Annotated in this window: 11 protein-coding genes and 1 rRNA gene; 3 read left to right on the top strand and 9 right to left on the bottom strand. The window is 70.6% G+C overall.

Going from position 1 to position 11,591, the window contains the following annotated elements:
- A 5S ribosomal RNA gene (gene rrf / locus ACWEN3_RS30475) occupies positions 1-91 on the top strand; the annotation flags it as partial.
- Between the two features lie 73 nt (positions 92-164).
- Here the strand turns inward: rrf and ACWEN3_RS30470 are convergent.
- Complete coding sequence (locus tag ACWEN3_RS30470) at positions 165-713, bottom strand: cysteine hydrolase family protein (RefSeq protein WP_452977107.1); 549 nt, start codon at positions 711-713, stop codon at positions 165-167.
- Between the two features lie 52 nt (positions 714-765).
- Here ACWEN3_RS30470 and ACWEN3_RS30465 point away from each other — a divergent pair, with 52 nt between their 5' ends.
- The gene (locus ACWEN3_RS30465) at positions 766-1,326 is read left to right on the top strand and encodes a GNAT family N-acetyltransferase (protein ID WP_452977105.1); all 561 of its coding nucleotides are present in this window, start codon (positions 766-768) and stop codon (positions 1,324-1,326) included.
- On the opposite strand, the gene ACWEN3_RS30460 is transcribed toward ACWEN3_RS30465, so the two are convergent.
- The 8 genes from ACWEN3_RS30460 to ACWEN3_RS30425 form a co-directional block, all read right to left on the bottom strand.
- Positions 1,315-2,853 carry a type VI secretion protein gene (locus ACWEN3_RS30460; RefSeq protein WP_452977103.1) on the bottom strand — a complete coding sequence of 513 codons (1,539 nt, stop codon included), beginning with the start codon at positions 2,851-2,853 and terminating at the stop codon, positions 1,315-1,317. The genes ACWEN3_RS30465 and ACWEN3_RS30460 overlap by 12 nt on opposite strands.
- 11 nt (positions 2,854-2,864) lie before the next feature.
- Complete coding sequence (locus ACWEN3_RS30455) at positions 2,865-4,277, bottom strand: ATP-binding protein (protein ID WP_452977101.1); 1,413 nt, start codon at positions 4,275-4,277, stop codon at positions 2,865-2,867.
- A 14-nt stretch (positions 4,278-4,291) separates the two neighbouring features.
- The gene (locus ACWEN3_RS30450) at positions 4,292-5,851 is read right to left on the bottom strand and encodes an SCO6880 family protein (RefSeq protein WP_452977099.1); all 1,560 of its coding nucleotides are present in this window, start codon (positions 5,849-5,851) and stop codon (positions 4,292-4,294) included.
- Positions 5,848-7,203: a hypothetical protein gene (locus ACWEN3_RS30445; protein ID WP_452977097.1), complete on the bottom strand. Its 1,356-nt coding sequence runs from the start codon at positions 7,201-7,203 to the stop codon at positions 5,848-5,850. The genes ACWEN3_RS30450 and ACWEN3_RS30445 overlap by 4 nt, the downstream gene beginning before the upstream one ends.
- Positions 7,193-8,020: a hypothetical protein gene (locus ACWEN3_RS30440; protein WP_452977095.1), complete on the bottom strand. Its 828-nt coding sequence runs from the start codon at positions 8,018-8,020 to the stop codon at positions 7,193-7,195. Before ACWEN3_RS30440 ends, ACWEN3_RS30445 begins: the two co-directional genes overlap by 11 nt.
- A gap of 174 nt (positions 8,021-8,194) precedes the next feature.
- Positions 8,195-8,503, bottom strand: coding sequence for a hypothetical protein (locus ACWEN3_RS30435; protein ID WP_014673544.1), 309 nt, complete (start codon positions 8,501-8,503; stop codon positions 8,195-8,197).
- A 507-nt stretch (positions 8,504-9,010) separates the two neighbouring features.
- Positions 9,011-10,375: a S53 family peptidase gene (locus ACWEN3_RS30430; protein WP_452977093.1), complete on the bottom strand. Its 1,365-nt coding sequence runs from the start codon at positions 10,373-10,375 to the stop codon at positions 9,011-9,013.
- A 251-nt stretch (positions 10,376-10,626) separates the two neighbouring features.
- Positions 10,627-11,244: a TetR/AcrR family transcriptional regulator gene (locus ACWEN3_RS30425; protein WP_452977091.1), complete on the bottom strand. Its 618-nt coding sequence runs from the start codon at positions 11,242-11,244 to the stop codon at positions 10,627-10,629.
- A gap of 89 nt (positions 11,245-11,333) precedes the next feature.
- Between ACWEN3_RS30425 and ACWEN3_RS30420 the strand changes: the two genes are divergently transcribed.
- On the top strand, positions 11,334-11,591 hold a 258-nt coding region (locus ACWEN3_RS30420; protein ID WP_452977089.1), incomplete at its 3' end, for an SDR family NAD(P)-dependent oxidoreductase.

The raw sequence follows: 11,591 nt of genomic DNA, 5'->3' as shown, positions 1-11,591 counted from the left end.
GCCCGGTTACATTCCGAACCCGGAAGCTAAGCCTCACAGCGCCGATGGTACTGCAGGGGGGACCCTGTGGGAGAGTAGGACACCGCCGAACAATTTTTGGGAAAACCCCGCACCATTCCGGTGCGGGGTTTTCTGCGTTTACGGACCTTGTCGAGAACGGCTTTTCAGAAGGTCACGTCCGCCGTCTTCACCGTCCCGCCCCGGCGACCAGGAGCGCGCTGATCGCTCCAGTAGAGATTGGTGTGGGCTATCACCTGCTCCGGGGCCGGCGCGCCGTACTCGGTGAGGTCCTCGGTCGTGTGGGCGTCGGCGACCAGCGTCGCGTCGTAGCCCCGCGCCAGGGCGCCGTGCAGCGTCGAACGGACGCAGAAGTCGGTCTGGGCGCCCGTCACGACCAGTCGGCCCACTCCGCATTCGGCCAGCACGGCCTCCAGGTCGGTGTCCTCGAAGGAGTCGCCGTAGGTCTTGGCGACGAGGGGCTCCGTGTCGAGTCGCTTCAGTTCCGGGACGTACTCCCAGTCCTCGGTGCCGGGCACCAGCTCCTCGTCCTGGTGCTGCACCCACACCACCGGCACGGCCGCCGCCCGTGCCCTGTCGATCAGGACGTTGATGTTCGCGATGACGTCGTCCCGGTGGGGCGCGCCCTCGACGACCGCGTTCTGGACGTCGATGACGAGCAGCGCGGTGCCGGGCCGATCTTGAAGGGTTGTCATGCGGCCACAATATGGGGTGCTGTCGGCGGTGGACGGCACTACGGTGGCCCCCATGAGCACTGTGACCAGCCATGACTACGTCGTCCGAGTCATACGCCCCGCAGAGTGGGAGAAGGTGAAGCAGTTGCGGCTCGCCGCGCTGCGGGATCCGGCCGCGCCGCTCGCCTTCCTGGAGACGTACGAGGACGCCGAGGCGAAGCCGGACTTCTTCTGGCAGGACCGGGCGACCGGGTCGGGCGAGGGCGCCACGGCGGCCCGGCAGTTCATCGCCGAGGCGCCCGACGGGACATGGGCGGGCACCGTGACCGTGCTCATCGAGGAGGCCGGCACACAGGACTGGGCCGGGTTCCCGGTCGAGCGGCGGCAGGGGCATGTGGTCGGCGTGTTCGTACGGCCCGAGCACCGCGGCAACGGGCTGATCAAGACCCTGTTCGACGCGGGGGCCGCCTGGGCGTGGGAGCGCGCCGCCGAGCGGGTGCGGCTGCTCGTGCACGAGGACAACGCGCGGGCACAGGGCGCCTACCGGAAGGTGGGGTTCGTCCCGAGCGGAGTCGTCGTGCCGTACGTCAAGGACCAGGTGGAGAACGAACTGGAGTACGTCCTAGACCGCTAGCCCCGGCAGCCCCGGCAGTTCGCGGTGCGGCCAGCGGGAACGGGCCTGTTCCCGGGAGCGGAGGAGGGCGAGCGTCGGCAGGCCCTGGTCCGCTCCGGCGGCGAGCAGGTCCGGGAGTTGGGGGATGGGCGCGACGGCCGCGATGTCGTCCAGGACCAGGGTCAGTGGTGGGTCGAGCCGACCGGAGGATGACCGTTCGGCCATGCGCCGGCCGCGCTCGACCACGCTCGAGACGAGGGCCGTCAGGAGGGGCATGGCGCCGGGATTGCTCCTCGGGTCCTCGATGGATTCACCGACCACATAAAGCGTGCCCCCTTCCTGGACGAAGGAATCCAAGGCAAGGGCATCAGTTCGGTTTGGTGTGCAAGCCTCGCGGATGTTGACCGTGAAGAGGGCGGAGAGCGCCCGGCTGGTCAACTCCTGGGCGATGTCACGGCGTTCGGGGTGCGCGGTGAGCGCGGCCTCCAGCTCGCCGGCGGCGCCGGGCGCGGCCTTGGGGTGGGTCCGCAGGGTGCGTACGGCGTCCTGGATCTGGGTGCCCTGGGACCACCGGTGGACATGGCGGATGGTCCGGTTCTCCAGGGCGGCGGCGTGCAGATAGCTGCGCAGCAGGGTGGTCGCCGTGTCCACCACGGCCTGGTCGATCTTGGCCGTGGGCTGTACGGGGGTGAGCAGCGCGGTCGCTCGCCGCAGTGCCGTCTGTCTGTCCTCGCAGCCGCCCGTGGGGGACCAGTGGAGGCGGGCCGGGGTGTCGCAGAGGTGGGTGGGGTCGTAGAGCAGGGCGGGGCCCAGCTTGGCCCGTGCGTCCTTCGTCTCCGCCCAGAGGGCGGGGTTCGAGGTGACGACGAGGGCGGCGCCCTCCGCGTCGCGTACGGCCCGGCCGGCGGTCGACTGGCGGCTCTCCCTGGGTGCGACGAGGATGCGCTCCCACTCGCCTGCCCGCACGCCGCCGGTCGCGGGCCGGTCCACCGGGACGGCGGGCGATGCCGTCTCCTGGAGCGGCACGGCCGGCTCCGGTGCGGGTTCCGCCCGCGGCACGGGCACCTCGTACCGCTGCTCCTGCGGCGCGGGCGCCTCGTACGGCTGCTCCCGCGGCACAGGTGTCTCGTACGGCCGTTCCTGCGCTGCCGGCGCCGTCTTCTGGGCGCGGGAGCGGGCCTTGCCCGCTCGCCAGCGGGCCATCGCCCCCATCACGAACACGGTGAGGACGAACAGGATCATCAGCTGGCCGATGAACAGGCCCCAGAACAGGCCCCAGCCGGACAGCCGGCCCGCCGGGGTGGCGGGCCAGGCGCCGCTGATGTCGTGCGGCTGCCCGATGAGGTGGCGCATGGCCAGGGGGGTGTGGGTGAAGGTGACCCCGTCGGGCCAGGCGCCCTTGGCGAAGAGCGCCGCCAGGCCCGTGGCCGTCCACACCAGGACGGTCATGCCGAGGAGGAACGCGAGTATGCCGACCAGCAGGCCGTCCGGGATGCCGCCCTGGCCGTCCCGCCGGTTGTCCCGGTGATCGCGAGCGTCGGGTCTCACGCCGTCTCCCCTTACGCCACCGTCGATTCGGAGTCGCCCAGGTGCTGCTCCACGAAGGCCGCGGCCCGCTGCTCGGCCTCCAGCTCGGCGGCGCGCAGTGCGTCGTCGGCCGCGAGGTCGCTGGAGGACTCGGTCATCGCGCGGTCGGTGAAGACCAGCGGGCGCTCGGTCTCCGTGATCAGGTGCTTGACCACCTGGACATTGCCGTTGACGTCCCAGACGGCGATGCCCGGGGTCAGCGTCGGGATGATTTCCACCGCCCACCTCGGCAGACCGAGCACCCGGCCGGTGGCCCGTGCCTCGTCGGCCTTCTGGGCGTAGATCGTCCTGGTCGACGCCATCTTGAGGATCGCCGCGGCCTCCTTCGCCGCGGCCCCGTCCACCACGTCGGACAGGTGGTGGACGACCGCCACGAACGACAGGCCCAGCCGGCGCCCGAACTTCAGCAGCCGCTGGAACAGCTGCGCCACGAACGGGCTGTTGATGATGTGCCAGGCCTCCTCGACCAGGAAGATGCGCTTCTTGCGGTCGGGGCGGATCCAGGTGTGCTCCAGCCACACGCCGACGATCGCCATCAGGATCGGCATGGCGATGGAGTTGCGGTCGATGTGGGACAGGTCGAAGACGATCAGCGGGGCGTCCAGGTCGATGCCGACCGTGGTCGGGCCGTCGAACATGCCCCGAAGGTCACCGTCGACCAGCCGGTCGAGCACCAGGGCGACGTCGAGTCCCCAGGCCCGTACGTCGTCTATGGCGACGTTCATGGCCTCCGCCGACTCGGGCTCGGGGTGCCGCAGCTGCTCGACGATGTCGGTCAGGACCGGCTGGCGGTCGACGATCATCTCGTTGACGTACGCGTGGGCGACCTTGAGGGCGAAGCCTGAGCGCTCGTCCAGGCCGTGGCCCATCGCGACCTCGATGATCGTCCGGAGCAGCGCGAGCTGTCCGGTGGTGGTGATCGCCGGGTCCAGGGGGTTCAGCCGGATCCCGTGGTCCAGGGCGGCCGTCGGGTCGAGCCGGATGGGGGTTATCCCCAGCTCCTGCGCGATGAGGTTCCATTCGCCGACCCCGTCCTCGCCCTGGGCGTCCAGCACGACGACCTGGCGGTCCCGGAAGCGCAGCTGGCGCAGGACGTAGGTCTTCTCCAGCGCCGACTTGCCGTTGCCGGACTCGCCGAGGACGAGCCAGTGCGGGGCCGGGAGCTGCTGGCCGTAGAGCTGGAAGGGGTCGTAGATGTAGCCCTTCCCGGAGTACACCTCGCGGCCGATGATGACCCCGGAGTCGCCGAGGCCGGGCGCGGCGGTGGGCAGATAGACGGCCTGGGCCTGGCCCGTGGAGGTGCGCACCGGCAGCCGGGTCGACTCGACCTTCCCGAAGAGGAAGGAGGTGAAGGCGTCGGTGAGGACGGACAGCGGATCCCGCATCGGTGAATCAGCCCCTACCTTCGGATGCCGGTGGCGAAGGGAAGTGTGTTCACGAAGGCGCGGTGGTGCTCACGGTCGCACCACTCCAGCTTGAGGTACGACTTGCCCGCGGAGGCCCTTATCGTGCGCTTGTCGCGGGCGAGGGACTCCGGGGAGCGGGAGGAGACGGTGATGTAGCCGACCAGGTTGACGCCCGCCGCTCCGCTGGCGAGGTCCTCGCCTCTCTGGTCGAGGCGGTTGTGGGCGGCGATGTCGCGGGGGTCGACGGTGCGGTTCATCTTGGCGGCGCGGGAGGCGTCGGCCACGTCGTTCGTCTTCTCGGTCAGCATGCGTTCGATGGCTACCTCGGTGGGTTCGAGATCCATCGTGACCGCGACCGTTCGGATGACGTCGGGGGTGTGGACGAGGAGCGGGGCGAGGAAGTTGACGCCGACGGGCGTCATCGGCCACTCCTTCACCCAGGCCGTCGCATGGCACCAGGGGGCGCGGGTGTTGGACTCCCGGGTCTTGGCCTGGAGGAAGGTGGGCTCCACGGCGTCCAGCTCGGCCGGCCAGGCGTTGCGCCTGGTCATGGCCTGGATGTGGTCGATGGGGTGGTCCGGGTCGTACATGGAGTGGACCAGCGAGGCCAGTCGTCCCTGACCGAGCGGCTGGCGGACGCGGATGTCGGCCTCCTGGAGCCGTGAGCAGATGTCGGTCAGCTCACGGGCCATGACGACGGCGAGTCCGGCGTCCCGGTCGAGCCTGCGGCCGGACTGGGGGCGGGCGGCGCGGGCCATGGCCTGCGCCTCGGCGGCCAGTTCCCGGGTGTAGTGCATGCAGGCGACGAGGTAGGCGCGGTGCTGCTCGCTGCTGGTGGACACCATGGACTGGAGCTGGTCGTACGACTGCTGGAGCCAGTGGGGGGAGCGGACGTCGCCGCGCAGGGCGACGTCCTTGGCGTGCGCGTCGGGGTCGGCGGGCAGGGTGCGGGCGAGCATCTGCAGCCGCGTCACGAACCCGTCCCCGTTGGCGACGTGCTTGAGCAGCGTGCCGAAGCGGTCGACGAGGGCCTCCTGGTCCTCGGAGTCGCGCAGGCCGACGCCGGGTCCCTCGATCTCGATGCAGGCGGTGACCGTCTTGCGGTCGGCGTGCAGCAGTACGGCGATCTCGTCGGGCCCGAAGGGGGCGGCGAGCCAGGTGATCCGGCCGATGCCGGGGGGCGGCCCGATCTCGACCTCGCGGCCGTCGAGCCCGATGCCGGCCTCCATGACGCCCGAGCGGTAGACGGCGCCGCGCTTGAGGGTGCGCTTGTAGCTGCGGTTGATCTCGAACCACTTGTAGAAGGTGCGGCGTTTGTACGGGACGTAGACCGCGGCGAGGGCGATCAGCGGGAACCCCATCAGCAGCACGATCCGCAGGGACAGGACCGGTACGACGAGGCCGCACATCATGCCGATGAACGCGCCGGCGATGATCAGCACGATCTCGCCCGACTCGCGGTTGCGGCCGATGATCGCGTTCGGCCGGGCGCGGCCGATCAGATACGTACGGCGGGGCGTGACCGGATGGGACAGGTGGGACTCGGTCGTCAACGCCCTTCACCTCCCGTGCGGTTGTTGCGGGTGTTGCCGGCGTGCGGGGTGTTGACCGGGCTGGGCGCGCGGGGCGCGGGCGTGGCGGAGGGGACGGCTCCGCCGGCGCCCCCGGTGGGGGTGCGGCTGCTGTGGGCGGCGACGCCGCCGGTGGCGGGGTTGGCCGGGCGGGGGGTGCTGCCGCTCTGGCCGCCGCCCGCGCCGCCGCCGTTGCTGTCGGCGCGGGCGCTGTGGGTCTTGATGCCCTGGGCGACGAGGGTGGCCGGGGAGCTGATGACGGCGGCGGCCTTGCCCTCGGCGCCCTGCATGATGCGGTTGTTGCGGCCGTTGGCGATCTCGTCGCCGAAGCCGGGGACGAAGCGGTAGATCGCGGCGCTGGCGAAGATGGCGAGCAGGATGATGGCGAGGCCGGAGACGACGGCGGAGAAGGCGTCGGGGCCGTTGCCGGAGGACAGGGCGCCGGCGAGTCCGAGGACGATCACGATGACCGGTTTGACGAGGATGACCGCGATCATGATGCCGGCCCAGCGGCGGACGTGGCCCCACAGGTTCTTGTCCACGAGGCCCGCGTAGACGACGGTGCCGAGGAGGGCGCCGACGTAGAGCAGGGCGGCGCGGATGACGAGCTCCAGCCAGAGGACGCCGGCGGCGAGGACGCTGACCAGGGAGACGACGATCAGCATGATCGGTCCGCCGCCGATGTCGGTGCCCTTGCCGAGGGCGCCGGAGAAGGTGCCGAAGAAGGTGTCGGCCTGGTCGCCGGTGGCCTTCGCGAGGACGTCCGTCACGCCGTCCGTCGCCGAGACGACGGTGTACAGGATCAGGGGGGTGAACGCGGAGGCGAGCACCGTCAGCCACAGGAAGCCGATGGCCTCCGAGATGGCGGTGGTGAGCGGTACGCCGCGCACCGCGCGCTTGGCCACGGCGAGCAGCCACAGCAGCAGCGTCAGGATCGTGGACGCCGCGAACACGATGGCGTACTGCTGCAGGAACTTGGTGTTCGTGAAGTCGACGTTGGCGGTGTCCTTCACGGCCTTGCTGAGCTTGCCCACCGTCCAGGAGGCGGCTTCGGCGCAGCCCTTGGCCAGTGAGGACAGGGGGTCGAGGGCGGAGGTGTCCGGGACGTTGGCACCGCCCGATCCGCTGGTGGAGTTGCCGCGTTCGCAGTACTTCTTGGCCTCGCCGGAGATGGCACCGCAGTTGTACTTGTGCCCCGACGGCGAGGGCGAGGGACTGCCCGAGGGAGTGGGTGAGGGGTCGGCGAAGGCACGTGTGGCCAGCAGCACCGCCGTGGTCTGTACGGCTGCCACGATTCCGGCGAGCTTGAGCGCACGTTGCGGGTTACCGGGCATACGTGAACCCTCCGTACTCTTCGATGGCCTTGCTGATCTCGTCGGAGGTGGCGGCTTTGTCGTCACCGGGTACCGGGGCGGGGCCGTCCTTCTGCGTGTCGGAGGCGATCTTCCAGTCGCCGCCGGACCACCGTAGGTCGAACGTCCATGTCTTCCAGGACGAGGTGACAGGATCGGTCGAGGCGGTGCCGGCCATGCCGATGAGCCCCACGTACCAGACCGCGACCTTGGCGTCGGTGTCCGTGTACTGCTGCACCGTCGTTCCGACCGGGATCACGCGGGAGACGAATGTGCTGCCCTTCGGGGGGTTACCCCCTGCGTCGAGACCCATTCTGCCGAGGAAGTCGGCCGAGTAGGCCTGGTCCATCTGGCTCTGCAGGGGTGCTGCCGCCTCTGGCGTGTACAGGAGTTGCAGCAGTGCGTGGCGGCTGTCCTTCTTGAACATGCCCGTCGAACCCAATGCCACGGCGTAGTTCGAGGCCGCCGATTGCGCTCCCTGGTCGCTGTGGGCGAATCCCGTGGGTACACCGGTGGACTTGGTCTCCACGGGCCGCGTGCCGCTGGCCGCCGTGGGATTGGCCGCGGGCTTGTCGGCCTGCCCGGAGGAGCCGTCCATCGACGAGTGGTCGCTGCGGTTGGCGAAGGCGATGGCTGCGATGAGGAGGACCACCACGCCGACGACCGTGATGAGGCTTCGGGAGGAGGAGCGGCCCGGGCGGCGTGGGGCGCCGCCGTAGGGGTCGCTCTCGGGCAGGCGCGTCCGGGTGTGGCCGGTGTCGCCGTAGTCGCCGTAACCCTGTTCGTCTCCGGGACTCATGCCGCGTACGCCCCCTCCGCCTTGTAGACATACGACGGTAGCCGTGCTGGTTCCCGCGCGGGCGCGGTGTGGTGACTCGACATCAGGGAAACGCAACCTCAGCCGGTGGGCACGACGGATGGGTGGGGTGGAGGGGACGAGGTCCGGGCGTGCCCGGGAGGAGAAGAGCGCGTGTCAGACGGCCATGCCGTACACGATGGTGAACAGCGTGCCCAGGGAGCCGATGATGAAGACTCCGGTGAGGCCGGCGATGATGAGGCCCTTGCCCTGCTCCGCGCTGAAGGTGTCGCGCAGGGCCGTGGCGCCGATGCGTTGCTTCGCCGCGCCCCAGACCGCGATGCCGAGGCAGAGCAGGATGGCCACGGCCATCACCACCTCGATCATCACCTTGGCCTCGTTGCCCAGGCTGCCGAAGGGCCCCCAGTCCGGAGCGATCCCGCCGATGATGGTGTTGATGTCTCCCTTGTCGGCCGCAAAGAGCATGTAAGTCACCGCCCCTGGTGGGTAGTTCCGCGAGCACCCCTGCGGTGTGCAGAGGTCGGGCCTCATTCTCGCCGACAACGTCGCCAACGTATGTCGACTTGACGTCATTGACTGGCGGGTTTCGTACGAATACCTCGTACGGTCACTCTGTGTATCACGGCAGGTCACGCCGGGCAACGAGGTCAGACCGGAACCTGTCGTGTGGTTCTGTCGTTGACCCCCTTCACGACCTGGCACGGTTTCTGACGGCCGGTCGGGTGAGGCGTCGCTTCGATGTTCTCACGCGTGGGCGGCGGAAAACGGACACAGGCCCCGGCGGCGGGCGCCGTCGGGGCCTGTGAGGTGCGGGTTCCTGCAAGGGAGTTGCTCGGGTAGGTCGCCGGACAGGGAAGACGGGCCGCGGCCGGCTGCCGTGGCCCGTCTTCCTTCCGTGCCGCCGAGGGGACCCCACGTCCCCCTCACCTGGCCGGCTCCCCGTGACCCGACGGGGTGGCCGGTCCTGGCGGCTCAGCCGGTGAAGGCGTCCGTGCCCTCCGGGGTGCCCCAGCCGGTCGGGCCGTCGTAGCCGGACCCGGCGGTGCAGAAGTAGCTGGTGGAGCAGGTGCCGTTGCTGCCGCTGGTGACGTCGTTCAGCGCGGCGGTGCCGGCCGCGGTGTACGGGTAGCGGGCCGGGTAGTCGCCGCTGCCCGGGGTGCCGGCCAGGGCGTAGACCGAGGCGATGATCGGCGAGGAGGCGCTGGTGCCGCCGTACGTGTTCCAGCCGGTGCCGTCGGAGCCGTAGGTGTCGTAGACGGAGACGCCGGTGGCGGGGTCGGCGACGGCCGAGACGTCGGCGATCATGCGCTTGGCGCAGCCGGTGTCGGTCTGCCAGGCGGGCTTGGCGTCGTAGGCCGAGCAGCCGGAGCCGGTGCCCTCGGTGCTGGAGGTGTTCCAGACGGACTCGGTCCAGCCGCGGCTGTCGGAGGAGGTCTTGAGGGCGGTGCCGCCGACGGCGGTCACGTACTTCGAGGCGGCCGGGTACTCGGCGCCGTAGCCCTCGTCGCCCGCGCTGGCGGTGATGGCGACGCCCGGGTGGTTGTAGTACTTGGAGTCGTACGAGGTGTCGGAGGAGGACTCCGAGCCGCCGTAGCTGTTGGAGACGAACTTCGCGCCCAGCTTGACGGCCTCGTTGACGGCGGTGCCCAGGTTGGCGTCGCTCGCGGACTTCGCCTCGACCAGCAGGATGTTGCAGTTCGGGCAGGTCGCGCTGACCATGTCGAGGTCGAGGGAGATCTCACCGGCCCAGCCGCTGTCGGCGGAGGGCAGCGAGGTGGTGGAGCCGGTCTGGCCGACCTGCTCGAAGCAGCCGTTGTCGGTGGTGCAGTCCGGGAGGCCGTAGTACGACCGGTAGGCCGCGAGGTCGGCCGCGGCGTTCGGGTCGTCGTAGGCGTCGACGATGGCGACGGTCTCGCCCGAGCCGTTGGCGGCGGCGGCGTTCGTCAGGCCGTAGGCGGACTGGATGTCCGAAGGGCCGTAGCCGGTGGGGGAGTCGGAGGCGGCGGCCGGTCCGATCGTCCTCGGCGTGCTGCCCTTGAGCGCCGCCTGCTTCTCCATGAAGGCGGTGGTGCCACCGGTGACGCGCAGCGCGTCGCAGGCGGCGTAGCCCTTCTTCGGGGTCGCGGCGCACGCCTTCGTGTACCGCACATGGGCCTTGGCGACCTGGGCGGCGATCGCCTTGGTGCTCACCTTGTGCTGGGGTGTGGCGGGGTCCGCGCTCGCGTGGGCCGCGGTGCCGAGGCCCGCGATCAGAAGCGCTGCGGTGGTGGCGGCGGCCGAGCTCGCGCGGCGCCATCTGCCGCGTATGTGGGGGGAGTCGGGGGTGGTCGTACGCAAGGTACAGCCTCCTGGAAGTGGTGGGCAGAGGCCTGCGGGTGGGGGATCCACCGGCGGGTTGCCGGTGGGGGCGGCGGCCCGCCACGACCATCGCGTTGTTGAGTACGCGACAACAAGAGGCTTTCGAAATCCTGACTTCCGCGTTGCCGAAGGAGATCCGGGGCTTACTGATCAATGACGGTGGGATGGCACGGTGCTGGGGGCTGCTTGACCGGGGTCACAGGGCGGCCGCAGGCGCAACGGCGCCTGGCTCAGCGGGGCTTGAGGCCGTGCAGCAGCAGGTGGACGTGCTCGTCCAGGCCGGCCATGGCCTCGTCCGCGTCGAGCGCGCAGCTGGCGATGAGGGCGGCCAGGCCGTGCAGGCTCGCGGCGGCGACCGTGGTGAGGCGCTCGGGGTCGCCCCGGACGATCAGGCCCTGCTCCTGGGCGTCCGCGAACATCCGGGTCAGCGAGCCGAGCGAGCGGTCGACGGCCGCGGCGAGCTGGGCGGAGCTGTCGGGGTCGTGCTTGCGCGCGAACATCAGCTCCAGCAGCTCGGGGTTCTCCACGGCGAAGCCGAGATAGGCCCGGGCGAGGGCCGTCATCCGCTGCTCGAAGGACTGGCCCGCGCCGTCGGTGGCGGCGGCCAGGGACCGGTTCAGGCGCTCGTACCCGTCGAGCGCCAGGGCGTCGAGCAGGGCCTGCTTGTCCCGGAAGTGGCGGCCGGGGGCGGCATGGCTCACGCCGATGTCACGGGCCAGCTCGCGCAGCGAGAGCGCGCCGGCCCCCTTCTCGCGCAGGGTGCGCTCGGCGCTCTCCAGCAGGGCGGCGCGCAGGTCTCCGTGGTGGTAGGGGCGACTCGCCGAGGACGTACGCGACATGCGGACCATCGTATCCGGATGTTGTCGGCGTCAGCTTTGTTGGCGCTGCCACTATTGTTGTCATTGACATCATTGTTGTCGATGCCTACATTGGCGGCATGGCCGATACGACCGACGCGCGCGGCGCGCGCAAGTGGAACGCGACCCACCTCCCCGACCTGACCGGCCGAACGGCCGTGGTCACCGGCGCCAACAGCGGCATCGGCTTCGCCGCGGCCGAGGCGCTGGCCCGCGCCGGGGCGCACGTGGTGTTCGCCGTACGGGACCTCGCGCGGGGCGGCGCCGCCGCGGCGCGGGTGAGCAGCCGCGGGTCGCCGAGCACCCCGGCCGCCTCCTCCACGAGGGCCAGGTCCGCC

This window comes from Streptomyces sp. NPDC004561 (genome assembly GCF_053602155.1).
This window is presented reverse-complemented; position numbering and strand designations above follow the sequence as displayed.